This window comes from Burkholderia sp. 28_3 (assembly GCF_003253915.1).
GTDB classification, from domain to species: Bacteria; Pseudomonadota; Gammaproteobacteria; order Burkholderiales; family Burkholderiaceae; genus Burkholderia; species Burkholderia cenocepacia.
The window spans coordinates 1-26,728 of record NZ_QKZF01000032.1 but is presented as its reverse complement, the minus strand read 5'-3'; the positions used below and the strand labels follow the sequence as shown (position 1 = coordinate 26,728).

The following is a 26,728-nucleotide window of genomic DNA, read 5'->3' as shown; positions in this document are numbered from 1 at the left end:
GGCGCTTCACGGCCGACGAAAAGCGGCGACACCATGTCGATGCGACCGCAGCCAGACGCGCACGCGACCTCACTCCACTCAAGCAGTTGGACTTCGATTTACTCGCACCACCGGCGGCCAGCCCGCCGCCCTCTTGGGACGACGGAGGACTAGGTCCCCGCCTAACCGCTTGCCTCTTCCTGGTCAGCCCGTCGCCCTTGTCAATTGACGAGGAGGGTGTACCCGCCCGTCGCCAGGTGCCCTGGCTTCCCCGGGAACTCGGGGCGCTGCACGCCCGGCCACCAAAATCCATAAAACCAGCTGTTGAACGCCCCCATCGGCGCGACAGCGACGAATTGCAAACCTACTGCGTCGACGCGCACAGCCATTGCATTCATAATCTGTGTCCATTCCGGGCGCAATATGATCGGGCCGTTCTTGGGCTGCTTGAGGCAAAGCGGCGAGTTAAGTTCGATCTCGCAAAATCCGTAGTCACGCGCCACTGCGATCCACGTCGAGGTCTCTTCAAAGAGCGCTCGATACGGAATCCGCGGCGGCCGCGATCTCCCGGAGCATGACCAGGTCGGCCCCGGGCTCCAGTGGATCGAAAGCCGTCCTCCTCCATGGACCCGACACTGTATGCTCATCGCGTGTTGGCCAAAATGAAAAACACTCCATGCGGAGACAACGAACGCGCCGAAGCTCCCGAATATGAGGACACTGCCCAGGGTCATTGCGGGCGCAACCCACGCAAATGCTGCGCCCTGATAAGGGGCGCCGATGACGAAGCCCCAAAGAGCCGTTCCGATCACAAAACTGAGCGCGATACTGAACTGCACCTTGCAGCGATGCACGGACCAGATTCGTGCCACCTGCCATTTGAAGCGGATGTATTTGTTCTTGCCCATGTTCTTCTTTTATTCCGAGTGCGTTCGAACGAAGAATGATAACGGGCGAATCGAAAGTTCATCAAATCATTGGTTTGAAGTCCCTGCCGAACGCTTTGTCAATCCGGTGTTTGGGCAACGGGCAGCGGATCAGGCGCGACGATGAAAACTTACGGGCTGGTACGAGTCAACAGGCGGGAGCGGGTATTTTGCGCAGATTTCTTCCTGTCCAGGTGGGTAGACCCAAACAGCCCCTTCCTTCATTTTTTTAAGGGTTCTTAGTACCGCCTCGGCTTACGCGCGGAACCGGCCAATGCGACTGTGGCCAATAAGCACTGCAAGGAATGTTGAAGCGAAAACCGTTAGCACATAGAAGGCCGGAACAAGCGGTGTACGGAAAACTCCGATAAGGAGAGTCACAAAATACAGGGAGGCCCCGCCGAAGATTGCGGCACTTACATTGTATGTAAGTGCCATTCCGGCGGCCCGTAATTCGGCGGGAAACAGGTAGGCCATCACGTTCGGAACGACTGCAACACTCGCAGCATAGATGATGGAGAAGAAGCCGGAACATAGTAAGAGCTTCGTCATTGTCGGTTCGGTGTTCATCCAGGAATAGAGAGGAGCGACCGTAACAACCATGATGAAGAGTGCAACGAGCAATTGCCGGTATGCCCCGACCCGGTCAGCAAGTGCACCAAACAGCGGTGTCGCAATTGCCCCTATGCCACCACTCACGAGAAGGGCTGAAAAGGAGACATACATCGGTAGATCCAGTACCTTCACAACATAAGTCGGTGCGTAGGCCAGCAGGATATATGCACCCGAGTTGATCGCCCCCGCGAGAAGGAGCGCCAACACCAATGTCCCCGGCCGCTCAAACAGCGTCTTGAAGCCGCCTTTGACCCGGGAGGCTTGTGATTTCGAGAAGGCCTCCGTCTCCGGAAGATGGCGTCGGATATAGAGCCCAACCGGGGCGATCAATAATCCGACTGCGAAAGGAATACGCCACCCCCAGGAGTCTCGCGATGCGTCCGACAGGACGTAGGAGATAAACAGCCCCGACAGTGCTGCAAGGATTGTCGCGATCTGGGTGCCAGCACTGTACAGGCCGCTGAAAAAACCCCGTCTCTCAGCCGGGACAGATTCCAGGAGATATGTCGCGGCGCTCGAGAATTCCCCTCCCGCAGAAACTGATTGAAGCAGTCGCGCGACGATGACGACTAGCGTAGCTACAAAGCCTATTGCTTTATACGTCGGTGTCGCTACCATCAAGAGCATGGACATGGTCATCGACGCCATGATCAACAGCATGGTGAAGCGCCGGCCCACGCGGTCACCGAGCATCCCAAGCAAGATTCCACCGATCGGGCGAACGATAAACGACAGGGCAAACGTCGCGTAGGTCGCAAGCAACGTCTCATCAGGACTGCCTCCGAAGAAGTGCGATGAGATCGCCAGCGCGAAGAAGCCGTAGATGATGAAGTCGTACCATTCAAGTGCGTTACCGATGACAGTTGCCAGGACCGCGCGGGTTGTACTGTTCTTCGGTGATATGCGATTAGCCTCGACAACTGCCATGACTGTCCTCATTCAGAGTATTCAACTGCCTTGTTCGCCCTCGTCCATCAAGGGCTGTTGGTAAGAAGGCGTTGTAGCATCGCGATGCCTGATAAAATCACTCAGGCACCGTCCTCTTCAGGTATCACTGTAAATGTCTACCCGCGAGCAGCAAAATAGTCGACCGTCACTTGCGCACGTTCGTCGCTCTCACGCCTCGCGCAGCGAGGAGACGCAACGGAAAATCCTGGATGCTGCACTTCGCGTCATCCAGGCACATGGTCTCCAGAAGGCCACAATGACGGAGATTGCACGGGAGGCGGGAGTATCAGCCGGTGCACTTCAGCATCACTACGGGTCAAAGGATATTCTCATCACCCGAATCATTGACCTCATCTTCGAAGAGTCGAAGCCAGACGGTGACATTTGGCCCAGCGTTACTCTGCCTGTCAGACAACGGGCTTACGCTTTTGTCGAGCGGGCCTGGCAGTCAATCTACGGAACGGAGCGTTACCTCGCTTCGTGGCATCTTCACTTCGGGGTGCATGCGTCGGAAGCGTTGCGCGTGAGGCTAAATGAAGTGCGGCTCGAGTGGGACAAGGAAATGACCACTCGCTTCCTGCTCTCCTTCCCCGAACTGGAGGCCTGCATCCCTGACCCAACCGGCTTCGCGAGGTTGGTTTTCTCAAGTCTGCGTGGTATAGCCTTCCTCGCCTGGTTCGGTGACGCATCCGACAAAAATCTCGACCAGCTGAACGCCCTTGCGGAGTCAATTAGCCGAGTTGCCACCGGTCATACTGACGAGGGCGCATAGCCCGGGCAAAACACATTTATTTCCATACGGTCCGCATCAGTCGCAACCAGTTTCCTCCGAACACCAGACGTAGGTCCGAATCAGAGTAGCCCATCGTCAGCAGTTCATCAGCGACGTCATTCAATGACGTAGGCTCGAGCTGTTTGATATCCTGCCGTGTATAACCTCCATCCTTCGGCCAATGCGTGGCGTTCTTCGCTGCCAACGCCGTAATCGCAGGCAGGTCGAACACATAGTCCAGACCGAAACCAACGGACTCGATTCCCGCAAGCTGGACAACATAATCAATCTGCCTTGCGAAGCCGGCAGCACTTGCCTCATCATCGCCCGTGAAAATGCTCATCCCGGTAAGGCCGAAGACGCCACCGCTCCGTGCGATCGCCCTGATCTGATCGTCGCGATAGCAACGCGGATGATTGTGCAATTCCCAGATATTTCCGTGACTGCATATCACGGGACGATTCGAATGTTCGATCGCTTCCATGCTTGCCTGGTAACCCGTATGCGCGACGTCGACGAACATGCCAACCCGATTCATTTCGTCGATAACCATTCGACCAAAACGGCTCAGGCCACCTTGACCCATCTCGTGACAGCCGTCCGCAACGAAGTTTTTCTGGTTATATGCCAGCAGCATGTGACGAATGCCCAGTTTGTAATAGGCTTCGATAAGATCCAGGTTGCGACCTATTGGCAACGTACCTTGGAAATGAAAGCCGACTCCCAATTTTCCCGCGCGTTTGGCGAGGACAATATCTTCCGCAGTTTCGACCAGCACGCACACGTCGGCCTGATTCTGGAAGAATCGCCTGCATTCAGCGAGAGCCGTGAACGCCTTCGCAACATCAGGTTCGTCATCCACTACCGTGAAGGATACGTAGGTAAGGCCTGCATTGCGGAGAAGTCCCGGGAGCGCAAGTCGCCTGACGGGGTCTCCTGGAGCAAAAAATGGGAAAGTCATGTCGCAAACGATACTTTCCCGAACAATTTTAGACCCCTTATCCAAGTTAGACACATCGTACTCCTAAGTTAAAAATGGAGACAAGCTGGACACGAGCGGCAGTTAGCCGATTGAATGTTCCAAATTTTTTCCTGGCCCTGCTTCGAATAAACAATGGCTATGTCCATTCGCTTCGCAGCATACTTCCTGGCCCGATATCTGCGCACCCGAAAGGGTAGACCCGCCCGCCAGATACTCCACCGCACCCGCCACTGCGGAGGCAAACGGATAGCAAACACACCTTCCTACGTTGCCGTACTCGGCAACGTAGATCGAATTGTGAAGTTCAACGGCAAGGTGGCCCGTATCGACGTCGATGGACTTGATGGCGAATCGCCCCATACCCCGGGCCGAAACCCTGTCGAAATATCGTTTCAGCACTTCTTCCCGACATGCCCCTGACCGAAGCTCTTCCTGCTCGCACCAGACGCGCGTGCCCTTCCGGGTTGCGTGGTTGAAGAGCTCGGCCGTCGCGACGAGGCCAAACTGCTCCTCGGCCTGTTTCTGAACAAACACCCAGAAACGCCTGGGGATCAGAATCATCGGTTGCCCCTCCGACATCCAGGCTCCCGATTCGTTATCTATATCCACCGGCACGGGAAGTTTAGTCATTCGCGACCCCTCATTTACAATATGCGTGTAATGTAAATTGCTAAATTCCGCGACGGTACTGGGAAGATCCCTATGTACGGGCCAGGTGATCGGCCATTGCCCGGCAACATTCTCTGTAGCTTGCCAGGCACTGGCACCGCGGTGCGCCAGCCGACACGGACCGGCTCGCTCTCGCGCACGCAGCGTTGCACCGGGTTGGCTCGGCAGAGCGGCCTGAACTACGCAGGGTCACGCCAGCCGGGGCAGCGCCGGACAGAAGATCGGGAGAAATCTGATTCAAACCTCGTCGTCCGCATGGAGGGACTGGCTGACCGTGCGGAACTGCCCCTGCGTTTTGAGGTTGTTCCCTTCGCTAGCGGCAAAGGAGCAAGCCGCACGACGACGGAACATGGGTGCCCGACCGGCGCAACGCGTTGTTGCTCGAGGCATGCAACCGGTAAGCGGCCTGACAAATCGACCGATACGCCGTGTAATCAACGAATCCCGGCGCTCCCATGAAGATACGGGAGCATGAAAAGGCCATTTCCGCCCCAAACAGGAATCGGAACCGCACCGCGGCATCGATATCAATATGCGACCACAAAGGATCCCGCAAATTTCAGGGACACCCGTCCACTTCCATCGCCCAACCCGCCCCCCCGGCAACAGTACGCTGGTCAGTACTCACCCTCCTGCGGCAGCAGATGAAATCGCCTGTCTCGTGCAAATAGCTACCGCAAAAGTCGCTTTGCCTAGATCGTGGTCCCTATTCCTGCAACCCGACTGAAAACCGGACGGCTATAAAGTGATGAGTTCGCGACATCTGTTGCCTCTCATCGACAAGGCTCCGGCAGGGCACTGCGATCGCGTCCATGCTTCACGGCAGATGAACGGCTGAAGCCGCGACCGACTGTCGTTCAACAATGCCCTCTGCTGTCGTATGAGTTTTGGCCTTGCGCACTCATCTCGATCAACATATCCATGGAGAAGGAATGAACGACATGAAGTTGGGCGATCAATTAAATCTCCGTCAGATTTTCCTGAAAATTCCCGATCTCGCCCTGCCGATCATTGACTGCTTTCAGCACCTGATGAGAGGGCCGTCCTCTCTGTCCCCGGGGGAGCGCGAACTGATTTATTCCTACACGTCGGGACTCGACGGCTGCCATTTTTGCGCATTCTCTCATCGACACTGTGCAATCGGACTGGGCATACCGGAGTCCGTATTCAGCGTTCCGAGGGATCGTATCGGCGCTGCAGATCTTCCCGCCGAAACGCGTGAGCGGCTTGCTTTTGCATCGTCTCTTCACGCACTTGAGCGCGACTCCATGTCCTTGACTGCTCCTGTGCTATCGAACCATCCCGCTTCGGCTCGCGAAGACGTCGTTCGGGTGACGGCCTTCACCGCATTTATGAACCGGGTCATTGACGGACTTGGCGCCATATCGCCGGACGCGATGCACGTTATCGCAGGAAAAAGTCTTGCGCAATTTGGCTATCTACAAGTTCGCAAAGACGTTGAATCATTGATCAATGCCACAGGTAGCCATCCAACCCAGAGACTGGACGGCCTGCCCAGTGACTGGCCGGGCATCACCAGTCCCCTTGACGCTACGATGGCATGGTTGAACGCAGTGACCGCACAATTGCTGCGTCAGAACTCTGGCATCTCGACCCAGTTAAGACTTGATATCAGGCAGGCGGTCCTCGGCTCCAGAAAATATCCGGATGACGTCAACGGCACTCAACAAAGTCGCACCGAACGCGACGATGCCCTGCTTCAATTTGCCGTTGCCGTGGGCACATCGAAGGCGCGAAGTGTTGCCGACGACTTCGCGAGGTTACGTGGCCAGGGATGGACCGATCGAGATATCATCGACGCCGTATTGATTGCGGCAGGCGCTGCCTGTTCACTGAGAGTTACGGCTGGTATGGACGCCCTCGCAAACTTGACCTAACTAGTCGGCAAAGCGCAACGTGACGCATTGAAAATAAAGGAACAGGAAGGCATCTTCCCGGCAAAACTCAAGGACGCCGTCGCGTGTGATGCACATGATTTTCGGCGTAGTTCTGAATAGATACGCGTGAAACGTGATCGGGATTGCACTCGCTCCATCTGCCGAATGAGTATCAGGGATACGGTCCGCATTCTGGCAGCGACAAGCGCCCCCTTCTGACCCATGCCTCACCGGCTCTGCTGCGTTTCACTTCAGTGTGACTTTGTGCGTCGCCACGATCGGCTGATCCCGACCGGACAAAGCGTCGTGCTTGAGCAGGCGTCACGCGACAAGCGCCAGTAGACGAGGGATTCCGCTGGCGCCCGTCGCAGGCCGCGTTTGCTCAGCCCAGAACGTCGCTGCCGGAAACGGCAGCCCGGTCGACATTCACCCACCGATCAATGTTTGGTGGTGATTGGCGTCCACTTTCCGTTCTTTACTTCGTAGAGCGTACTCGACGGATCCTTCAACGCGCCGGTGTCGCTAAACGCAATCGGACCGGTAATGCCGTCGACCGCTTGCGAATGCAGTTTTGCCAGGTATTGAGTCGGGTCTGGCGAGTTTGCCGCCTGCATGGCGTGAATTGCTGCCCATGTGGCGTCGTAGGCAAATGGAGCATACGTCAGCATCGGCGTATGGAAAGTCTTCTCGTAGTTCGACTGGAACGCCGCGCCACCGGGAAGCGATGCGATCGGTTCGCCATACTCCCATGCCATGGCCCCCTCTGCGGAACCCCCTGCCAGAGAAAGGAATGTCGGTTCCATGACCCCACCTCCGCCGACAAACTGGGCAGCGATTCCCAATTGCTTCATGCGTTTGACGATCATCGCCGCCTGCGGATTCAGCGTCGCCACAAATACGAGATCGGCATTGGTGCTCTTGATATGTGTGAGTTGAGCGCTGAATTCAACCGCCTTGTCAGTCGTGAATTCGCGATCGACGACATTCCCATTGGCAGCCTTCACAGCCTTCACGAATTCATCTGCCTCACCCTGACCGAACGCCGTGCGGTCGTCCAAGACTGCGATGCGCTTTGCCTTGGTCACTTCAACCGCATATTTACCAGCATTGCCGGCGTTCTGGGCATCTGTCGCGATGGTGCTAAAAACATTGCTGAAACCCTGCGAGGTAATGGTCGGATTCGTCGCGGATGGGGTAATCATCGGAATTCCGGCGTTGGCATAGATGCGGGAAGCCGGAAGCGTCGTTCCTGAATTTTCGTGGCCAATCACCACCGCGACCTTCTTGTCCGCGAGCAGCTGCGCGACTTCGACAGCGGTCTTGGGATCAGCCTGGTCGTCCTGCGCCAGGACGACGAAGTGAGCGGATTTGCCACCGATCGTCAGCTTCTTTCCGTTGGCACTGTCCACGGCCAGTTGCACGCCGTTTAACAAATCCTTGCCGTAGGCCGCGTTATTTCCGCTCAGTGGCGCCGCTACGCCGACCGTGACCGTCACCTCATCTGCCGCCATGGCAGCACTCTGAAAGGCTGCAGCCGAGGCTGCCAAAAAGAAATATGCGGCGGCGGTAGCGCTAAACATCCTTTGTGTCGATGTCAGTCTTTGCTTCGTTTGCATTGCGACTACTCCTCTGGCGGTAGATAAGGTAAAGAAAGTGCTTTCAGACCACAGGCCTGACGGAACCGGACGATGGGTTCCGTCCACCTTTTCTGGCGCTCAAGTGGTCTCAAACGTTCATCGGGGAATCGGTAAGCAACTGCAGACTCGAGGGACGCAGGACCTGATCGATGAACCGTTGCTGGTGCGGCTTGTAAAAGTCCCAAAGGGCACGCAGAGCGACTTCGGGGTTTTCCTGGAAGTCGATGCGCAGATCGACGAGCGGCCAACTCTGCTGATCAGCAATCAGAAGCGCCGCCGACATGACCGGCTTGGTTTCACCGCCGGCCTTCACACCAGCGTCGAGCGCTTTCATGAGCCGATCGCCGAACTCCAGTTCGGGGGCGCGCTCATACTCGGCAATCATGCTATCGGTGATGTTGTGATTGGCCAGGAAGTTTCCGGTGGCTACGCAGGCGTCGCCGACGGTACCCGTGGCGATGTTGGGAATCGCGGGTCCGCAGAAAAATGCAACTCGCCCTTCCTTGTCCACAGCCGCGAACTGGCGTTCGCCAGGATCGTCGTTTGCCTGTGACAGCACCCGGACAACTTCCGGCGCACTCAGTCCCTGGCTGAGGAGCTCGAGGCCGACAGGGCCCTGACGGGTGTCGGTGCGATGCTGCGTCGTCACGGCGCCGACGCCTGCCTTTACCCAGGGGCAACGATTCCCGACAGCAATCGCCGAGGTTGCGATCGCGATGCCGAACATGCCGGTTTTCTTGTCCTTTGCAGCGATTGAGAATGTCATTTCGTATTCCTTAATTAATGGGAAAGTAACTGCCGTACGTCTGTGTAATATCCCCGCCGCCTCACCCACGAACCTCGGGGCATCCGCCGCAGCTCAAACGCACGCTTTCACGACCGCCGTGTTGCGCCCGGCGTGTCGTTACCACGCCCCTGACCGCGAGGCTCCTGGTCAGGAAGGCATTCTCCTGATAATTCACATCGGCGATTGTAGCGCTACAATCTGGTGCCGATGCGCAACCTTGACTCTGAAACGGAGCGTATAGCAGAAAAAATTGTAGCGCTACACTTTTTTATCCGTGAGCCGGAATGGCGGGGGAGTCCGCGGAGTTACGCCCTTAAAGCGTTGCACCCTGTTTAAATCGAACCCCATTTCGCCGCGTGTGGCCCTTGCAATTGTTGCGCTAAAATGCGGGGCCTGGTTTAGGTGGCAGCATCACGGTGGACCGGCGTCCATCGCTTCGCTAGCCTTCTTCCCGTGGGTTCGATCACTGCAACTTTGGAAGGCACGGTGGGCTCATGCCTGAATGTTTCGGTTGCTACCGATATGTCGCGGCGAATGAGGGTAGCGCATGTTCTGTGCATCCGCGCAGTAACTCCGGTGCCGCAGTTTATGAGAATCGTGCCGGGCTCACGCGGCACATGCGGCCAACCTTGTCAGGCAATCATCGCAGCAATCCCGCGGCGATAGCTTCTTCCGTATCGCCGCTCGTCAGGAGGTTGGAGCGTGGACCACAAAATCAATTCATCACGCAGCGGTGCCAAAAAAAAGGCGACAATGCAGGACGTCGCAACGTTGGCCGGTGTCGCGCCCATGACCGTGTCCAACTGCTATCGGGTGCCCGACAAGGTACATCCGCAAACGCTCGCCAGGGTCCTTGAAGCCGCAGCAAAACTGGGCTACACGCGTAACCGGATTGCAGGCAATCTCGCGTCAGGACGCAGTCAGGTGGTCGGTGTACTTGTACCTTCTCTGGAGAATTCCAACTTCATCGGAATGATTCAAGGTCTGGAAGATCGACTGCATCAACTCGACCATCAGCTGATGTTGGCGGTCACGCCGACGGCCGACCGAGAGCTTGACTCCATTCGCACCTTTATCGAGAGGCGCATCGACGGTGTAGTGCTGACTGACGTGCAACATTCCCGTGACACTGTCGACCTGCTCAGGAACGCGCGCCTGCCGACGGTCGAGACATGGAGTCTCAAGGGGCCGTTCATTGACATGGGTGTCGGCTTTTCCCTATACGATGCGGCCTTCGACATGACAAATCTCATGATCGAAGCGGGCTACCGCAGGATTGGCTTCGCCGGGTTCACCCCCGCTTCGACAGAGCGATTCCTCGAGCGGCAACGTGGCTTCGAGGACGCACTCAGGCGTGCGAACCTGCGTCACGATGTGCACGCATATACCGAACAGTCCGAAGGATTTGCCGGCGGCCGGATCACCCTGAATGCCCTCCTCAGAGAGGAACCCGAGCTGGATGGTGTCTTTTGTGGCACCGACATACTTGCCGCGGGGATGATCTTTGAATGCATGCGCCGAGGCTGGAGGGTACCTGGTCGAATCGGCATCGCTGGATATGGGAACTATCAGATTGCCTCGGAAATAACGCCCAAGCTCACGACCGTGGCAACTCCAGGTTATGAAATGGGTGTGGCGGCAGCAGAAATGCTCGTTGGAAGGCTGGTCGGCGCCGCACCGGCACCCGTAATTCGCGATGTAGGCTACAGACTGATCAGCGGGGCTTCCTTCTGATTCGCGCAAGCGCAACCGGAACGCTTCGCGACAGCCACCTTCGAAGCCTGAGCCGAGCGCCTCACCGGAGCGCAGGTCGTCGTTCAGGCGCACCGGGCGGCCTGCTACCTGGTTTCGTCCCTGTCCGGCGCTACCAACCGGCCAGAAGGGTAAGCGCCGCTTTAAGGTCGCCTGGCATCGCCGTACGCGACAATTGCGAGAAGACGGCCTGTATCCGGGTTACTTGAGTTGAACCGTGACGTAGCGGGACAATTTATCAGGCGCTGCAGCAACCAGCGCCCGATCCACCGCGCTCACGACCCGTTCGATATCGCGCCTGAATGGCCCGCGGTGGCTTTGGGGCGCATTTCCATGCGGGCCTGCCAATACTGTGAGCATCAGGGCGTGTGATTGATCACGTCGAAGGCGCTAACGCATAAGGCAGTATGTGGTGCGCATGTCAGTAATCACCGTGCACGATGAAATGGTTCGGGCATCGGGCTATCAGGCACAACGCCTACGTCGGATCGCCTTGCCTTAGTCCGTACCCGGTCTACCCGACTTCAGCGCGACGCGCCGAAAATCCTGCCAGCATTGATTGACCAGCTTCATTCCCTCCACCGCAGGAGCCCAGGCGACCATGCCGCGTCGCGAAGTAAACAACGGCAAGATCGGCAATGTGTCCATTACGCGCGCATCGGCGGCCCGATACAGTGCGATCCGTTCGTCCGTCGAGACGGTCGTGCGTGCGCGGTCAAGCAGCGCATCGAGCACGCCATCGCGGTTGTAGCCTGCATTAAAGCCGCACGGCGACAGGTTCGCACCATGTAGCACCTGCTCCAGCCACAGGTCGCAGGACATCCCCCAGCTCATTTCGCTGAAAGCAATGCCGTCGGGCGCACCTTCACGCCACTGATTGCAGTAGGCCACCCAATCTTCATGGAGCGTCACCTCCAGACGAATGCCGATCCTGGCCAGATCCCGGGCCACGCATGCGTAGATCGATCCAGGATCGAGTTGCGCCGAGCCGGCGCGCGCCGCGACCACCCGTAAGGACAGCGTATCCACGACGCCTGCTTCGGCCAGCAGCGCGCGGGCACGCTGCGGATCGTACGCATAGCGATCCGGCAAGTCCGCCACATGCGCCGGCGCCCCCGGCGGAATCGCACTGCTGGCAGGCAGCGCGGCGCCCGGAAAAAGCGTTCCGCACAGGGCCGTGCGATCGATCGCGCAGGCGATGGCGCGCCGCACCCGCACGTCGGACAGATGCGGATCGCGCAGATTGAATACCAGATACCACAGATAGGGCGGCGCAAACGCCGGCACGCTGAACCCGCGCGCGGCCAGATCCTCGAGATCCGCGCCCTCCAGGCTGTAGGCGAAATCCACGCGGCCCTCGACGAGCGCGCGGACACGGTCGCCGAGGTCGGGAAACGGCAGGAAGTGGACGCCCGCAAGCGCAGGCGCCCCACCCCAATACGCGTCGTTGCGCGACAGCGCCACCGCGGATCCGCCTGCCGTCTCGAAACGGCGCTCGAAGCGGAACGCCCCGGTACCGGGTGCTCGATCGGTGCAGCCGTCGGCGCCCCACCGGCGCAGCGCCGCCGGGCTGATCAGCGACTGAGCCCCTGGCGCGTCCTCCTGCGTCATATAGCGCAGGAATTCCGGGAACGGCTCGCACAGCAGAAACTCAACCGTCCTCGCGTCGAGTGCGCGCACGCATTCGATCGCCGCAGCCCCGGCACGATTGAAGTCGGCCACCACGGGCGAATAATACGGCGAGTCGGGACGCACCATCCGCTCGTAATTGAGCACCACGGCGTCGGCATCGAGCGGCGCGCCGTCGTGAAAGCGCACGCCGTCGCGCAAGCGAAACACGAAACGACGCGCCTCACGCGACACTTCGACATGCTCGGCCAGACGCGGCACGACGCGCGTGGGCGCATCGGGCGGGCTGGGCTCCGTATCGAAGTCGTCCTCGACCAGGCTTTCATGAGTCTGCTGTACTACGCGCCCGGTATTCCACCCGCCGAACGAGCGCGGCGGGTCGATGCCGTCCACGGCCCAGTCCAGCGCCACCCGCAGTATCCGGTCATGCTTCATTTGGTCTCCTCGAATCGTCGTCAAGTGGCAAACAGGCGGCCGTCGCCGCGGGCGTGGTGCATCGCCGCGATCTCAAGTCCTGCAGCCGCGCTGCATTCCATGTCGTCGGGCCGCGTGTTCAGCGCAATCTCTGTCGCGGCGATGACGTCCGGCGCGAGCCCGCTCAACAACCCTTGCGCCGCCGCTGCCGGCACGATGTCGAGCCGCACCGCAGCCGACAGGATCATGGTCGCCACTCCGCGCATCTCGATCAGCACGGCCTCGTCCCGGCCGATGCCCACCGCGGCCGATAGTGCTCCCGAGACGACTGCCAGATGGCCGGGCGTGCGCCGGGCGGAGACCTCGGCGGCATATTGCAGCAGTACCGCGTCGGTGCCGAGCGACGGCGCGAGTGCGGCGAGCCGGCTGCCGCAACGGCGCGAGGCGGCTTGTGCCGGCTGCGTCAGTTTCAGCAGATCAAGCCGTGCGTCGGTCGCCGCGAGCGCCTGCAGATCGCCGGCGCGCACCGCGTCGTGCGCCATGGCGGTTGCGGCGCCGTCGCCACGTGCGGCGCCATGCATGAGCGCCGCGACGACCATCTGGCGCAGTGCCGGTGCGCCCGTAACGCGCCCGGCGCGCAGCAGCGCCTCAAGTCCCATTGCATGCGCGTGGCGCCCGATCGGTAGCGCGGCGTCGGCGAGTTGCATCAACGCCAGCAGCGCGCCCGCACGCACCGGATCGACCGCCTCGGTATCAGCCATGGTGCCGATGTGCATGGCCGACGTGGTGCTGCGGATGCTCGTGTGTCGCCCCCGTACAGATCGGTGGCCCATCGGCGGCGAACCGCCTGTGCTCGAATCGGATCGCCAGATCGGGTAGTCCGAGCGCAAGCACCGGCCGCGACGCGAGTTCCGGGGTATCGGTCACCGGCACGACGATTTCGTTGCCGCGCAGTTCCGACGGGCTGTGACGGTTGCCCAACGCATGCCCGATACGAAACGCCGCTTCCGGCGTCAAATCGAGCAGCGCGATCACCATGACCGGCTCGGCAGGGCGCGCTACGACGACGATGCGCGCGCCGTCGTCATACAGCACGGCACCGTGGAAAAGCCAGTTCTGCCGCGGCAGGTCAATACCGAGCTCGGTGCCGTCCTCGGCATGCAGACGCATCCGGCGCCGCCCTGCATCGTGGGCGGAAATGCTGACGGCGACGTGCTGCCGGTGCGAGAATCGCGGCGCATCGGCGCGGCCGAGTATCTGGTTCACGAGCAACATAAGCATCCTTATTTTCTGAGTATCGGCGCGGGTAGCCCGCGCATGCATCGCCTCGCGGCGTCCCAGGCCAAGTGCGTGGCCTGGCGCAAAAGCGTCGCTTCGCCGGCCAGAAACCGCGCCACCGCGCCATGCCGGGACGCCAGCACGGACGCGCCGCCGTAAACACCCGGTAGCTTCGCCAATGCGGCATCGATGCACTCCGCCAGGTCTTCCGCTCGCCCCGTTTGTGCCAGGGCAAACAGACTGCCCATGTAGCCCTCCCTGCCAAGGCTTCCCTCAAGAGCCGGATCCGCTTCCTCCGGTCGAAACGTGGACCCGTCGCGCAATACGACCGTGCCGCCGAAACTGGCCTGCAACCGCAGGGAAATCGATCCGTAGACGTGGCGTTCGCCGCGCGCGACCCGACCGGGGGCAAGCGATTCCGCGACGATCGCGCCAGCGCCGTCGGCCAGATCGATCTGCGTCTGCTGCCGATGAACCGCGCCCGGGTGAGAAATCAGCATGTCCGGAATCGACTCGAAGAACGCATCGCGGCCGACCGACACCTGCATGTGCTGCACCGACAAGGCATCGCCCTGCAGCCGTGTCGCAGAAGGCGTGGACATGCATAGCGCGGCGCCCTCTTCCAGATGCATCTCCAGGTTCAGGTGATCGCCGCCGAACACCGAACCGGCCGCGTTCTGCACGTAAATCAGCGCGCCGGGTCCGTGATCCAACGGCAGCACCGCCGTCGTGGTCAGCGGATAGCACTGCCGCCGCTCTGCGAGCCGGGTGTGCCCTGTCCTGTCGCGGACGAAGCGCATCGACAAACAGCCATCCGTCATCCGCGGATACATCCGAACAACGCGGCCCGGGCGATTTCGTCGAACACGGCACGCACGCCGCCGCCGCGCCGCAAATCGGTAAACAACGAGGGCCGGTCGGGACGGGCTCTGGCTACGTCGGCGCGGATGCGGTCCAGTTCGGCGTCGACATACGGTGCGAGATCGACCTTGTTGACGACGAGCAGATCGGCGCGCAGCACGCCCAGGCCCCGCTTGCGCGGAATATCGTCGCCGCCGGCTACGTCGATCACAAAGGCCCACCAGTCCACCAGTTCGCTCGAAAACGTCGCGGCAAGATTGTCTCCGCCGCTTTCGATGACGATTACGGCGGGCTGGAAACGACGCTCCAGCCACTCGACCGCCTCAAGGTTCACCGACGGATCTTCTCGAATCGCCGTATGCGGGCAAGCCCCGCTTTCGACGCCCAGCACCCGCTCGGGATCGATCAATCCCGAGCGCTTCACGCGTTCGGCGTCTTCGCGCGTGACCAGGTCGTTGGTGATGACGGCCACCGAAATGCCCTCCTCGGCGAAAACCGGCAACAGGCGCTCGACCAGGCGCGTCTTGCCGCTACCTACCGGACCACCGATCCCCAAACGTACTGCAGTCATGGTGTTCTCCTACTTGAGCATGTACGACATGCCGAGTGCCACGCGCTCGGTGGGCGCGCTATCAATGATCTGTCCGTCGACGCTGACGCGGAAGGTTTCCGGATCGACGTTGATCGGTGCGACCATGTCGTTGCGGATCATGTCCCGCTTGGTCAGCCCGCGTGTGTCCGCGACCGGCACCAGCTTGGCCTTCAGGTCCAGGCGGCGCCCCACATCGGCGGCGATCGACGGTGGCGCCACGAAGCGAACGCCAAGCGCCTGCGGCGCGCGGCCGAAGCAGCCCCACATGGGTCGGTAGCGCAATGGCTCACAGGTCATCAGCGAAGCATTGGCTTCGCCGAGCGGCGCCCACACCGGAAAGCCAGCCTTCATCACCAGCTCCGGCTTTGCCCCGAAACTGTCGGGACGCCAGAACACCAGATCCGCCAGCTTGCCAGCCTCGACCGAGCCCACTTCGCCGTCGATGCCGAACATGCGCGCCGGGTTGATCGTGTACTTGGCGATATAGCGCAGGATGCGAAAATTGTCGGCGCCGGACCCGCGGTCCTCCGCCAGGCTGCCGCGCAGCACGCGCATATGCTCGGCCAGTTGCCAGCAGCGCGCGACGGTCTCTCCGATGCGCCCCATGCCCTGACTGTCCGAGCCGATCGCACTGATCGCGCCGAGGTCATGCAACACGTCTTCCGCACCGATCGTTTCGCGCCGGATCCGGCTCTCGGCGAAGGCCACGTCTTCCGGCAAGCGCGGGTTCAGATGATGGCTCGTCATCGCCATGTCGAAGTGCTCGTCGAACGTATTGATCGTGAACGGATTGGTGGGATTGGTGGACGAAGGCAGCACGTTGGCCCTGCCGCAGATGCGGATGATGTCGGGCGCGTGGCCACCGCCCGCGCCCTCGACGTGATAGGCGTGGATGCAACGATCGCCGATGGCTTTCAGCGTGTGCTCGACGAAGCCCGATTCGTTCAGCGTGTCCGTATGCAACTGGATCTGGCCACCACCGATCTCGGCGGCTTTGAGCGCAGCGTCGATCGCGGCCGGCGTGGCGCCCCAGTCTTCGTGGATCTTGAGGCCGGCGGCACCGCACGACAACTGTTCGACGAGCGGTTCGATGGCATGCGACGCTGCTTTTGCAATGAACCCGAAGTTGAGCGGGAACGCTTCGGCGGCCTGCAGCATCAGGCCGAGATTGCGCGTGCCGGTCGAGGCGATCGGCACGGTGGTAGGGCCGAGGCCGCCACCCATCAACGTGGTGATGCCGCCGCACAGCGCCTCGTCCACCTGGCCGGGATCGATGAAGTGCACGTGACAGTCGATGCCACCCGCCGTCACGATCAGGCCCTCGGCCGCGCGGATGTCAGTGTTCACGCCCACGCGCAGGCCGGGCGTCACTCCGTCCATGATGTTCGGATCGCCTGCCTTGCCGATGCCGACGATACGACCGTCCTTGATGCCGATATCGCCCTTGACGATCCCGGCGACCGCATCGATGACGAGTGCATTGGTGACGACGAGATCCAGCACCCCGTCGGCCGCGGTCCGTTCGCCGTCGCAGCCGGTACCGGCGCGCAGCGTCTTGCCGGCGCCGAACACGAGTTCGTCGCCGCCCGCGCAGAAGTCGCGTTCGACCCGCGCCCACAGGCCGGTGTCGCCCAGGCGGACGCAATCGCCCGTGGTCGGACCGTAAAGCTGCACGTATCGTGAGCGTTCGATGCTGCAGGCCATGCCTACTCCTCCAAAAATGCCGCGAGCCTCGACATCGCCACTTGCCGCACGGCGGGATCGTCCAATGCGCCGTTGACGAGTCCCGCCAGGCCGTACACCGCTCGCGCGCCTCCGATGGCCACCAGGTCGACGTCACGTGTATCACCGGGCTCGAAACGCAGCGTCGTGGCCGCCGGGATGTCGAGGCGGTAGCCGTATGCGGCGTGCCGGTCAAACGCGAGCGCCGGATTAACTTCGAAAAAATGGTAGTGCGAGCCGACCTGGATCGGCCGGTCTGCCGAGCTTGCGACGCGCAGGCGCAAGGTAGGGCGATGCCGATTGACGACGACGGGTGTCCGCTCCAGGCGCCAGCGCGGCGGCGGTGCCTGCGGCTCCCCCTGGCTACCCGGGCCGATGGGATCATGCACGCAGACCAATTTCTGCCCGTCGGGGAAAAACGCTTCGACCATGACTACCTCCACACGCTCGGTAACCCCGGGCATCACGTCATCGTCAGTCAACAGCGTGGAGGCGAGCGCCACCATATCGGCCACCGTCCCGCCTACGCGTGCGCCCTCGCACACCGTATCCGCGATCAGGGCGCGGGCCTCCGGTTCGGTCAGCAATAATCCTCTGCTGCGGCGCGATCTGGCCAGTTGCGCTGCCTGATGCAGCAACAGACGATCGACTTCACGCGGAAACAGGCGCATGCATTGACTCCGTTCACACCGATGGAGACGTCGAATCCTAGACGCCGAGATACTGGGCAATCCGGCCGTTCGTGTCGGCCTCGCCCCTGTTGCCGCACAGCACGATCTCGCCGCCTTGCACGACCACATATCGATCAGCGAGTTTCAGCGCGAAGCCGAGATGCTGTTCGATCAGCAGAAAGCTGGTGCCGTATCGCTCGCGCTGCAGACGGATGACTTCGCCTATGCGTTGCACCATGGCCGGCTGCAACCCCTCCGTGATCTCGTCGACCAGCACAAGCCTGGCGCGGGTCGCCAGGGCGCGCGCCATCAGCAGCATCTTCTGCTCGCCGCCACTGAGCGTGCCGGCACGCTGACCGAGTCGCTGCGCCAGAAACGGAAATGCCGCCGCGGCCGTTTCGATCACCTCCGCCAGTGGCCGATTGCGCGTCGCCAACCGGAGGTTCTCCCGCACCGTCAGGTCCTGGAACAAGGCTTTTTCCTGTGCGACGTAGCCGATGCCGAGGCGCGCGATCCGATGGGGCGGCATGACGGTGATGTCCTTGCCGTCAAGCGCCACCGAACCGGTTTTTTTCCCCAGAAATCCCATCACGGTGCGCAGCAGCGTGGTCTTGCCCATGCCGTTCTTGCCCAGCACCGCCACAATCTCTCCCGGGGCGACGTCAAGCGCCAGATTGCGGACCACCATCGATTCGCCGTAGCCGCTGGTCAGGTTCACTGCGTGGAGTAAGGGATTCATGCCGCATGCTCCAGATTCTCGCCGCCGGTATAGACGCTGCTCACCAATTCGGACGAGACGACTTCGTCGACCGATCCGTCGAGCAGGATTTTTCCCTGATGCAGGACGATGACGCGCGAACTGATTTCCCGAACGAAGTTCAGATCGTGTTCAACCAGCAGGACGCAGATACCCTGTTCGCGCACGATGTCCACGAGTATGCGGCCAATCTGCGTGCGTTCGGTCTTGGTGAGCCCCGCCGTCGGTTCGTCCAGCAGGACCACGCGTGGTTCGAGCGCCAATACCATGGCCAGCTCGAGTGCCTGCTTCAGGCCGTGGGACAGCAGGCGAGCTTCCTCGCCCAGCCGCTCGGCCAACCCGGTGGCCTGGACCACGTGAAACGCGGCCTCGGGCAATTGCAGCGCCGTTCTACGCCGCCACAGCGAGGGGCGATCATGGACGAACCGGGCGATGCCGAGGCATTCGGCCACCGTCAGGGTGTCGAACACGTTGGCCATCTGGAATTTGCGCCCGACGCCCATGGCGACGCAGCGCGCTGGCGGCGACTTGCCGATGCTGCGGCCGTTGACCACGACATCGCCTGAGCTGCGCTCCATGCCGTCCGCGATGCAGCGCATGAGCGTGGTCTTGCCGGCGCCGTTAGGCCCGACCAGACTGACGATTTCTCCGGCACGAGCGGCGAAGTCTATGCCGCTCAATACCGCGAGGCTACCGAAATTCTTGTGCACGTCGACGACCTGGAGCGCAGGCGGCACGCCGTCCCCGGCATCCTGCCGATGCGCCGTCCCGCTGGCGAGCGCCAGCTCGGGCACGAACGCACGACGCGCCGCCTGCGTGGGGCGCACGCGCCCGAACAAGCGGCGCAGCGCCGCTGGCACGATGGGCAGCAGCCCGCGCGGAAAAGCGATGATGACAATGACGAAAATGCTGCCGATGAGAAGTTTCCATACATAAGGAAAATCACCGCTGAGCTGCGCGCTTTCGTAGTCGACCAGCATCGTGCCGAAAATCGGACCGAGCAGCGTTGCCCTGCCGCCCAACGCGGTCCAGATCACGAGCTCGGTGCCGAATACGAAACCGGCCAGTTCCGGCGAGACCAGCATCGAATAATTGGCGTACAGATAGCCCGCAACGGCACCGACGGCGGAGCAGCCAAGAAATGCGGTGGTCTTGAGCAGCGCAGTGTTCAGCCCGAGGTATTCGCAACGCTGTTCGTTTTCGCGAATGGCGATCAGGATCCGTCCTGCGTCGCTGTGAACCAGCAGCCACGCGCCAGCCGTCACTACGATCAGAAAGCCACCGGCGATCCAGAACCATGCCTGCATGGACAGATCGAAGCTGTCGAAACCGGTCAGGCCGCTGCTCGATCCGGTGAAATTTCCACCCGAAAAAATCACCTGGGTACAGACGATGCAAAGCACCAGCGTAATGACCGAGGCATAGAGATTCGTCGCACCGTGCCAGAACGCCAGCCAGCCGACCAGCGCGGCGACCGCCATGGCCGCCAGCACGCCCAGAACAAGCGCCGCGAGCGCCAGCCACGGGCTGAAACCGATGTGGGTAAATATCAATCCCGAGGTATAGGCGCCGATGGCGAAAAATGCGGACTGCCCGAAGGTCAGAATCCCCATATACCCCCACAGCAGATCGACCGTCAGGGCGACCGCCGCATACAGCAGGGAGCGGGTCAGAACGTTGACCGAATAGGAATCGAGCACGACGGGCCCGAATCCAACGAGCAACGCGCCCACCAGCACGATGATCGCCACCGGCCGCAAGGTGCGGCGAACCTGCGCGAGAGTCTCAGACACGGGCAAATCCTTCCGGACGGATGCGCAGAATCACGGCAGCCAGCACCGTGATGGTCAATCCGCCGAGTATGGGATCGATATAGACGCTGATCAGCACCTGCGCGGCTCCAAGGACCAGACAGGAAACGGCCAGCGTCAGCAGCGAATAGCCGGACACCATCACCAGCATGAACGCGTTGACCTGCCAGGGCACACCCATGTTCGGATCGATGCTCGACAGCGGTGCGATCACCATCCCCGCTATACCGGCCAGCGCCGAGCCGAGCGAAAAGGTCACGAACCGCACCAGGCCGCTATTGATGCCGAGCCCGCGGGCCAGATCCTCGTTCATGATCACGGAGCGTGTCTCGAGACCGAGGCGCGTGCCCTGCAGCAGCAACGTCAGCAGGCCGCCGAGTGCCAGAGCGACCAGTACGAGGCTGAGCCGATAGAGCGAGTACTCCGTTCCCAGCACGTTCACCGTCCCCGTCAAGGGCGAACGGGCAAAGTGCACACCGCGGCCGAAGCACAAGGTCACGACCTGGCTGATGACGATGCCGAGCCCCCAGGTGGCGAGGATCGCATCCAGCGGCCGTGCGTAGAGCGGTCGCACGGCCAGAGACTCGACCACGACGCCCGCGACGCCACCGACCAGCGCGCCCAGCGGCAAGCCCAGCCAGGGGTTCATGCCCAACCCGGTACATGCCAGCGCGGCGTAGCCGCCCAGCGTGATGACCGCGCCGTGCGCGAAATTGATGATCTTCATTACGCCGAACACGAGCAGCAATCCGCTGGCTACAACGAACAGAATCGATGCCGTTGTCAGGACATCGAGAACGAGCGCAATCATATACGCGACCTTTTACGAGAAAGACGCCCCGCGACCGCCTTGCGGCCGGGGCTTGGCGTGTGCGCTGATCGATCCAGGCATCATTTGAGGTTCGGGCACTGCTCGCCCGGATCCTCGTTCTTGAACTCGGAGATGACCTTGACACTGCCGTCGGGCATTACCTGCCCCAGGTACATGGAAAGTGCCGCGTGACGCTCCTTGTCCATGGTGATGGCGCCGCGCGGCCCATCCACCGTGACCGACGCGAGCGCCGGAATCACCTTGTCGGTCGCGGTCGAACCGGCCTTGGCGACGGCCTCGGCGTATGCGAGCACCGCATCGTATTCCGGCACCGAGAGGTCGTTCGGCGTTTCCAGCTTGTCGCCGAACCTGGCCTTCATTGCGGCCATGAATTTCTGATTGGCGGGTGTCTGCAGGCTGGTGTAATACGAGCCGGCCACATAGGTGCCGACCGCATCCGCGCCCATGCTCCTGGCCGTGCCCTCGTCGATGCTGAGATTGCCGTACAGAGCCTTGATGCCGCCGGTGCGCAACTGCTTGGTCAGGGTGACGTTCGGCACGCCGCCAGCCGTCGAGATCATCAACGCGTCGGGGTGGACCGCGCGAATCTTGCTGACGATGGCGGTCCAGTCGGTCGCGTCGATCGGGTTGTATTCCTCACCGACGACCTTGCCGCCGGTTTTCTCGATGTACTTGCGCGTGAACGCCAGCATGCCGCGCCCGAAAGCATAGTCGCTGCCGATCAGAAAGAAGGTCTTGGCATCCTTTTGCCTGGTGAAGTAATCGACCATCGGCGCAACCTGCTGCTCGGGCACCCATGCATTGATATACATGTACTTGTTGCACGAGCGTCCCTCGTAGAACGAGGTGTAGATAAACGGTATCCTGCCGCGCGTGACGATGGGCAGCGCCGCGTTGCGGGCCGCGCTGGTCTCCATGCTGACGATCGCGTCGACCTTTTTCTGGAATACCAGCACGTCATAGGCTTTCTGCGCGCCGGCGGCGCTCGAGCTGTCATCCACGATCTCGAGCCGCAGCTTGCGACCGAGCACGCCGCCGGCGGCATTGATCTGATCCACGGCCAGATCGGCCGCCTGCACCACCGAAGGCGCAACCACGCTGTTCGCACCACTCAGCCCCACTGCTACGCCGACCACGATGTCGTTGGCTGCGTATGCGACGGGCACGCTCAGGCACAGCGCCATGCCGGCGACGAAACCGACTGTTTTCTTTACGTCATGCATAGTATTTCTCCTGGAGTTTGTTTTTTGCTCACCGGTTGCCTTTCAAAGAACCCTGTCGACGCCTGCGCTCAGTGCCCGTCGAATGCCGGGATGCGGCCGTAGATATCCGCGCGCCGATCCGCCAGCACGTCGTTGTGCGTGCCGACGCTCGTGCGTGCGTCGAGCGTGATGGAGGCGCTAACGATTTCCTCGAGCGAGCGGCTCGCTACGTCGCCCACGGGCCAGCCACTCTGGTCCACGACGAGGCTTTGCCCCTCGAAAGGCTGTCCGCGTTCGACGCCGACGCGATCCGCACAGGCGACTACCAGGCCGTTCGTATGCGCGGCGGCCATCGCGAGCGTATTCGCCATGGCCGGACGATCGGCCGACTGGTTCGGCATCGGTACCCAGTTGGTCGGGACGCATACGATCTGCGCGCCGCCCAGCGCATAGAGGCGAAACAGTTCGGGAAACCAGAGGTCGTAGCAGATCGCGATCGCGATCCGGCCCAGCGGCGTGTCGTAGATCGGCGAGGGCCGATCGCCGCTGGCGAACAGCTTCTTCTCGTCGCCCCACAGATGCGTCTTTCGATAGCTGCCGAGATAGCCGTCGGGTCCGAGGAGCACGGCGCTGTTGTACAGCGCGCCATCCGCCTTTTCGGCGATGCCGGCGACGATGTAGACGCCAAGCGCAGACGCGACCTCGCTCCAGGCCGCAGTGGTCGAGCCGTCCGGCACGGGCTCGGCCAGGCTTTCCGCTTCGGCGCGCGAGTCGAACACGTAACCGGTGTTCGCCAGTTCCGGCAAGACAACGAGCTCGGCGCCCAGGTCCGCCGCTCGTGTCACGAAGTCGATGGCGCGTCGTACGTTGAGATCCTTTTCGCCGATCCGGGGCGCCATTTGCACGCAAGCGATCTGCACGTTTTTCCTTGAAAAAAGCAAAAAGCTCCCAGTCCGTGGAGTAACGGAATCTGGGAGCTTTCGTAGCCGTGGTAGCGGCAACGCTGCCGCGGGACGTGGAAGACGCCTTGCCCGTATTAGTCACGGAACAAAATTGAGCGTCAAGCCTGAAAAAAATTACCCGACAAACGACACTTCGGCGCACGAATGCGTCAGGACTCACCTTTCTGCAAATCGAGTCCGTCGAGCATTTCCTGCGCGCTGATGATCGAATTGGCGATCACGCTGGTAGACACCCGCTTGCCAGACGCCTGCTTGCGAATGAACTGATAAGCGTCGGCCTCGCTCATGTTGCGCACGCTCATGATGATGCGAGTGGCCTTCTCGATTTCGCGTCGGGCCTTGAGCGTTTCCTCGATCTTCGACGCCTTGCCGATCAGGCGCTGCTCATAGGCGCGCAAGGAAAGCGCGAGCACCAGCGCGGACAGGATGCCGACCGCGCGCAACGGACGTACCAGCACGCCGTGCGTATTGCTGTCGAGCAATGCCTTGAGCAGGGTTGGATTTTCCGAATCGAGCACCGCGACGCGCGCCCCTTCGGTCTCCGATGCCAGCCAGGAAATGTCAGGCGGATCGCCGATCAAAAAGAACAGCGCTTCGGCCGGCGGCAGCACCGCCACGGGCGGCCAGATCGCTTCGACCTGACATCCGATGCGCTTCAGTTGATGTGTGAGGTCCCTGCCGTCCGTGTCGGGCGGATGAACTACCAGCACGCGAATATTGCGCAGGTGATGGATGATGTCTTCGTTGCTCAATCGGGCATCCTCGCGTGTTGCGCACCGTAGTCGAATGAATGACTGATCAGATAGGGATCGGGTTTGACTGGATGGAGCGCTTCCCAGACGAGGTCGAACTGCCCCCTGTCGTTCAGAATGCCGATCCGAGAATTGAGCCAGGTATGGTTGTTGTCGGCATCGACGATGACACGTCCCTGCGGCGCATCGAATTCCACACCAGCGGCGGCCGCCGCGAGCTTTTGCGGATCATCCACTCCCGCGCGCTCCAGGGCCGCCGAAAACAGGTAGATCTGGTTGTAGGCACTTTCCGAGTTGTAGCTCGGCATCGAGTCGCGGCCGAAGCGCCGTGCAAAACCTTCCTGAAATCGCCGACTGCTGGACGTATCGACGCTCGCAAAATACGTGGCGGAAGTAATGTGGCCCGAGCAATATTCCGGACCGATTTTGCTGACCTGGTTTTCCGCCAGCGAAAGACTTCCCACCGGCAGCTCCCGCGGATCGAGGCCAGCGTCCCGGTAGAATCGATAGAAGGGGCGCGTACCGCAGCCGATGATGGTCGACACGACAGCCGCCGGCCGATCGCGCTTGATGCCGTCGACCACGCGGCGCAGGACGATCTCGTCCGGAACGATCGGCACGTAGGTCTCGTCGACGATGCGGCCGCCGGCGCTTTCGATCAAACAGCGCAATAGCCGGTTGGTCTCGCGCGGAAAGACGTAATCCGACCCGACGAGCGTGATGTCCTTCCCGACATGCGAAATGATGTAGCCCGCCAGTTGCATCGTGCTTTGATTCGGCGCAGCCCCGGTGTAGATGACGTTCGGCGAATACTCGAACCCTTCGTAGTTGGCCGGGTACCAGAGCAGCCCGTTGCGGCGCTCCAGGCTTCCCAGTATCGCTTTGCGACTGGCCGATAACAAACACCCGAAGATCACGCTGACGCCGTCGTCGACCAGCAGTTTGTCGGCATAGCGCCGATACTCGGCGGAATCGGACCTTGGGTCGTAGCACACGGGTACGATAGGGCGACCGAGCACGCCACCCGCCGCGTTGATTTCCTCTATGGCAAGCACAGTGCCGCGAAAATACTCCGACTCGGTCTCTTCGGCCACGCCGGAACGGGAAAACAGGATGCCTATCCGCCACTCGTCTTTCATAACCAGCCCGCCTGCCGCGACACTCTCTCATAACCTGATTCCGGATAAGAGTAGCGGAAAAAAATAGGCGAAAATAAAGCATGCGGCCCGGCAATTGGGAACTCTGTCGGTTGGACCCCGGCTCACGCGTCAGCACTGCTGACGGCCAGAAGTAGCGTGACGTTGCTCAATAGTGCGTGTGGTCCTCCGAAGCATTGAGGTCGGACGGCGGCAGGAGCTGTCTTCGCAGTATCGGCTTCACGACACTTGTGCCTTCGATGAAACGACTGCGCGAGGATACCTTGCCCCGGCAGGAGGCAATCCGCGAAGCTCAGGCAAGAATTATCGCTGCGCCGATGCCACCGTCAGATCTATTCGTCAAAAAATCCGCTGTCGCTTACGGGCTCGATGATGGTCTGCCACGTAATCGCGGCAGCCATTATGCGGCGCCCTGAGTCACGCACCGGATACAAGCCGTGATCGAGGCACGGACGGCCCCCTACGGCCTGCAACTTTGCTTGGTACCCTTCCGGCGTTGCCCAATCGGGCCAAAGCAGTAATCTCCGCTCCGGCATCGCCGTACCCGGCAACTGCGAGGAAGCCGCCTCTGCCAGGGTTAGTTGAGCTGACTCCTGACCGCGCGGGATGATGCATTACGTTCCGTAGCAACGAGCGCCTGATCCAGTGCGCTCACAACCCAGTCGATATCCTGAGCCTGAAAGGCCAGCGGCGGCCGAAGTTTGAGCACATTTCCATGCGGGCCCGCCACGGAGGTAAGCACGCGTTGATCACGCAGGTTCTCGATGACGTCAAGCGCACGAGCCTTGTCCGGCGTTTTACTCTCCCGGTCCGTAACCAGTTCGAAACCGATAAACAACCCCGCCCCCCTCACGTCCCCTACGCACTCGTGGCGCTCGGCCAGACGGGAAAACTCGCCGAGCAGACGTGCGCCGACCTGTTGACTGTGCTCTTGAAGCCGTTCCTCGCGAATGACGTTGAGCACAGCCTGGGCCGCGGCCATGGAAACCGGATTGCCACCAAAAGTGTTGAAATACGGAATCTCATCACTAAGGAAACGCTGATTTATTCGGCTCGGCGGTCATCGCAGACGTAGCCGAGGACGTTTAGAAGACAGCTCACGGAACGGACCCACGACGATGAA

24 protein-coding genes are annotated in these 26,728 nt (G+C 61.1%); 3 read left to right on the top strand and 21 right to left on the bottom strand.

Going from position 1 to position 26,728, the window contains the following annotated elements:
• Window positions 1-200 precede the first annotated feature (200 nt).
• Both DFS13_RS36135 and DFS13_RS36130 read right to left on the bottom strand, forming a co-directional pair.
• Complete coding sequence (locus DFS13_RS36135; RefSeq protein ID WP_012431180.1) at window positions 201-887, bottom strand: hypothetical protein; 687 nt, start codon at window positions 885-887, stop codon at window positions 201-203.
• Window positions 888-1,160: 273 nt separating this feature from the next.
• Window positions 1,161-2,447: an MFS transporter gene (locus DFS13_RS36130; RefSeq protein WP_012431179.1), complete on the bottom strand. Its 1,287-nt coding sequence runs from the start codon at window positions 2,445-2,447 to the stop codon at window positions 1,161-1,163.
• Between the two features lie 133 nt (window positions 2,448-2,580).
• On the opposite strand from DFS13_RS36130, the gene DFS13_RS36125 reads away from it, so the two are divergent.
• Window positions 2,581-3,240: a TetR/AcrR family transcriptional regulator gene (locus tag DFS13_RS36125; RefSeq protein ID WP_012431178.1), complete on the top strand. Its 660-nt coding sequence runs from the start codon at window positions 2,581-2,583 to the stop codon at window positions 3,238-3,240.
• Between the two features lie 16 nt (window positions 3,241-3,256).
• Here DFS13_RS36125 and DFS13_RS36120 read toward each other — a convergent pair whose 3' ends face one another.
• A complete protein-coding gene (locus DFS13_RS36120; protein WP_012431177.1) occupies window positions 3,257-4,255 on the bottom strand; it encodes a dipeptidase in 999 nt (332 codons plus the stop codon).
• 48 nt (window positions 4,256-4,303) lie between these two features.
• Window positions 4,304-4,852: a DUF5943 domain-containing protein gene (locus DFS13_RS36115; protein WP_012431176.1), complete on the bottom strand. Its 549-nt coding sequence runs from the start codon at window positions 4,850-4,852 to the stop codon at window positions 4,304-4,306.
• A 971-nt stretch (window positions 4,853-5,823) separates the two neighbouring features.
• On the opposite strand from DFS13_RS36115, the gene DFS13_RS36110 reads away from it, so the two are divergent.
• Window positions 5,824-6,789 carry a hypothetical protein gene (locus DFS13_RS36110; protein WP_012431175.1) on the top strand — a complete coding sequence of 322 codons (966 nt, stop codon included), beginning with the start codon at window positions 5,824-5,826 and terminating at the stop codon, window positions 6,787-6,789.
• 437 nt (window positions 6,790-7,226) lie between these two features.
• Here DFS13_RS36110 and DFS13_RS36105 read toward each other — a convergent pair whose 3' ends face one another.
• Complete coding sequence (locus DFS13_RS36105) at window positions 7,227-8,369, bottom strand: branched-chain amino acid ABC transporter substrate-binding protein (protein WP_039350192.1); 1,143 nt, start codon at window positions 8,367-8,369, stop codon at window positions 7,227-7,229.
• Between the two features lie 145 nt (window positions 8,370-8,514).
• A complete protein-coding gene (locus DFS13_RS36100) occupies window positions 8,515-9,192 on the bottom strand; it encodes a DUF1028 domain-containing protein (protein WP_012431173.1) in 678 nt (225 codons plus the stop codon).
• A gap of 723 nt (window positions 9,193-9,915) precedes the next feature.
• Between DFS13_RS36100 and DFS13_RS36095 the strand changes: the two genes are divergently transcribed.
• The gene (locus DFS13_RS36095) at window positions 9,916-10,947 is read left to right on the top strand and encodes a LacI family DNA-binding transcriptional regulator (protein ID WP_012431172.1); all 1,032 of its coding nucleotides are present in this window, start codon (window positions 9,916-9,918) and stop codon (window positions 10,945-10,947) included.
• A 516-nt stretch (window positions 10,948-11,463) separates the two neighbouring features.
• On the opposite strand, the gene DFS13_RS36090 is transcribed toward DFS13_RS36095, so the two are convergent.
• The 15 genes from DFS13_RS36090 to DFS13_RS36020 form a co-directional block, all read right to left on the bottom strand.
• Window positions 11,464-13,029, bottom strand: coding sequence for an ABC transporter substrate-binding protein (locus DFS13_RS36090; protein ID WP_012431171.1), 1,566 nt, complete (start codon window positions 13,027-13,029; stop codon window positions 11,464-11,466).
• Window positions 13,030-13,049: 20 nt separating this feature from the next.
• Window positions 13,050-13,784: an urease accessory protein UreF gene (locus DFS13_RS36085; protein ID WP_223274406.1), complete on the bottom strand. Its 735-nt coding sequence runs from the start codon at window positions 13,782-13,784 to the stop codon at window positions 13,050-13,052.
• Complete coding sequence (locus DFS13_RS36080) at window positions 13,762-14,283, bottom strand: urease accessory protein UreE (protein WP_012431169.1); 522 nt, start codon at window positions 14,281-14,283, stop codon at window positions 13,762-13,764. The genes DFS13_RS36085 and DFS13_RS36080 overlap by 23 nt, the downstream gene beginning before the upstream one ends.
• Before the next feature lie 8 nt (window positions 14,284-14,291).
• Complete coding sequence (locus DFS13_RS36075; protein WP_223274410.1) at window positions 14,292-15,086, bottom strand: urease accessory protein UreD; 795 nt, start codon at window positions 15,084-15,086, stop codon at window positions 14,292-14,294.
• Between the two features lie 17 nt (window positions 15,087-15,103).
• Window positions 15,104-15,718, bottom strand: a complete 615-nt coding sequence (gene ureG, locus DFS13_RS36070; RefSeq protein WP_012431167.1) for an urease accessory protein UreG — start codon at window positions 15,716-15,718, stop codon at window positions 15,104-15,106.
• Between the two features lie 9 nt (window positions 15,719-15,727).
• Window positions 15,728-17,443 carry an urease subunit alpha gene (gene ureC / locus DFS13_RS36065; protein ID WP_012431166.1) on the bottom strand — a complete coding sequence of 572 codons (1,716 nt, stop codon included), beginning with the start codon at window positions 17,441-17,443 and terminating at the stop codon, window positions 15,728-15,730.
• A gap of 2 nt (window positions 17,444-17,445) precedes the next feature.
• On the bottom strand, window positions 17,446-18,132 hold the full coding sequence (locus DFS13_RS36060; RefSeq protein WP_012431165.1) for an urease subunit beta: 687 nt from the start codon (window positions 18,130-18,132) through the stop codon (window positions 17,446-17,448).
• Window positions 18,133-18,169: 37 nt separating this feature from the next.
• Window positions 18,170-18,871 carry an ABC transporter ATP-binding protein gene (locus tag DFS13_RS36055; protein ID WP_012431164.1) on the bottom strand — a complete coding sequence of 234 codons (702 nt, stop codon included), beginning with the start codon at window positions 18,869-18,871 and terminating at the stop codon, window positions 18,170-18,172.
• Window positions 18,868-20,682, bottom strand: coding sequence for an ATP-binding cassette domain-containing protein (locus tag DFS13_RS36050; protein WP_012431163.1), 1,815 nt, complete (start codon window positions 20,680-20,682; stop codon window positions 18,868-18,870). The genes DFS13_RS36055 and DFS13_RS36050 overlap by 4 nt, the downstream gene beginning before the upstream one ends.
• Complete coding sequence (locus DFS13_RS36045) at window positions 20,675-21,508, bottom strand: branched-chain amino acid ABC transporter permease (protein ID WP_175932827.1); 834 nt, start codon at window positions 21,506-21,508, stop codon at window positions 20,675-20,677. The genes DFS13_RS36050 and DFS13_RS36045 overlap by 8 nt, the downstream gene beginning before the upstream one ends.
• An 83-nt stretch (window positions 21,509-21,591) precedes the next feature.
• Complete coding sequence (locus tag DFS13_RS36040; protein ID WP_012431161.1) at window positions 21,592-22,755, bottom strand: substrate-binding protein; 1,164 nt, start codon at window positions 22,753-22,755, stop codon at window positions 21,592-21,594.
• 68 nt (window positions 22,756-22,823) lie between these two features.
• Window positions 22,824-23,654 carry a nitrilase family protein gene (locus tag DFS13_RS36035; protein ID WP_012431160.1) on the bottom strand — a complete coding sequence of 277 codons (831 nt, stop codon included), beginning with the start codon at window positions 23,652-23,654 and terminating at the stop codon, window positions 22,824-22,826.
• Window positions 23,655-23,845: 191 nt separating this feature from the next.
• Window positions 23,846-24,448, bottom strand: coding sequence for an ANTAR domain-containing response regulator (locus DFS13_RS36030; protein ID WP_012431159.1), 603 nt, complete (start codon window positions 24,446-24,448; stop codon window positions 23,846-23,848).
• On the bottom strand, window positions 24,445-25,587 hold the full coding sequence (locus DFS13_RS36025; RefSeq protein WP_012431158.1) for a transporter substrate-binding domain-containing protein: 1,143 nt from the start codon (window positions 25,585-25,587) through the stop codon (window positions 24,445-24,447). Before DFS13_RS36025 ends, DFS13_RS36030 begins: the two co-directional genes overlap by 4 nt.
• Window positions 25,588-26,182: 595 nt before the next feature.
• Window positions 26,183-26,626, bottom strand: a complete 444-nt coding sequence (locus DFS13_RS36020; RefSeq protein ID WP_258400026.1) for an aminotransferase class III-fold pyridoxal phosphate-dependent enzyme — start codon at window positions 26,624-26,626, stop codon at window positions 26,183-26,185.
• Window positions 26,627-26,728 lie beyond the last annotated feature (102 nt).

Coding starts and splice junctions, on each gene's coding strand:
- DFS13_RS36135 (WP_012431180.1), bottom strand. CDS start 887: ATGGGCAAGAACAAATACATCCGCTTCAAATGGCAGGTGGCACGAATC.
- DFS13_RS36130 (WP_012431179.1), bottom strand. CDS start 2,447: ATGGCAGTTGTCGAGGCTAATCGCATATCACCGAAGAACAGTACAACC.
- DFS13_RS36125 (WP_012431178.1), top strand. CDS start 2,581: ATGTCTACCCGCGAGCAGCAAAATAGTCGACCGTCACTTGCGCACGTT.
- DFS13_RS36115 (WP_012431176.1), bottom strand. CDS start 4,852: ATGACTAAACTTCCCGTGCCGGTGGATATAGATAACGAATCGGGAGCC.
- DFS13_RS36110 (WP_012431175.1), top strand. CDS start 5,824: ATGAACGACATGAAGTTGGGCGATCAATTAAATCTCCGTCAGATTTTC.
- DFS13_RS36105 (WP_039350192.1), bottom strand. CDS start 8,369: ATGTTTAGCGCTACCGCCGCCGCATATTTCTTTTTGGCAGCCTCGGCT.
- DFS13_RS36100 (WP_012431173.1), bottom strand. CDS start 9,192: ATGACATTCTCAATCGCTGCAAAGGACAAGAAAACCGGCATGTTCGGC.
- DFS13_RS36090 (WP_012431171.1), bottom strand. CDS start 13,029: ATGAAGCATGACCGGATACTGCGGGTGGCGCTGGACTGGGCCGTGGAC.
- DFS13_RS36085 (WP_223274406.1), bottom strand. CDS start 13,784: ATGCACATCGGCACCATGGCTGATACCGAGGCGGTCGATCCGGTGCGT.
- DFS13_RS36080 (WP_012431169.1), bottom strand. CDS start 14,283: ATGTTGCTCGTGAACCAGATACTCGGCCGCGCCGATGCGCCGCGATTC.
- DFS13_RS36075 (WP_223274410.1), bottom strand. CDS start 15,086: ATGCGCTTCGTCCGCGACAGGACAGGGCACACCCGGCTCGCAGAGCGG.
- ureG (WP_012431167.1), bottom strand. CDS start 15,718: ATGACTGCAGTACGTTTGGGGATCGGTGGTCCGGTAGGTAGCGGCAAG.
- ureC (WP_012431166.1), bottom strand. CDS start 17,443: ATGGCCTGCAGCATCGAACGCTCACGATACGTGCAGCTTTACGGTCCG.
- DFS13_RS36060 (WP_012431165.1), bottom strand. CDS start 18,132: ATGCGCCTGTTTCCGCGTGAAGTCGATCGTCTGTTGCTGCATCAGGCA.
- DFS13_RS36055 (WP_012431164.1), bottom strand. CDS start 18,871: ATGAATCCCTTACTCCACGCAGTGAACCTGACCAGCGGCTACGGCGAA.
- DFS13_RS36040 (WP_012431161.1), bottom strand. CDS start 22,755: ATGCATGACGTAAAGAAAACAGTCGGTTTCGTCGCCGGCATGGCGCTG.
- DFS13_RS36025 (WP_012431158.1), bottom strand. CDS start 25,587: ATGAAAGACGAGTGGCGGATAGGCATCCTGTTTTCCCGTTCCGGCGTG.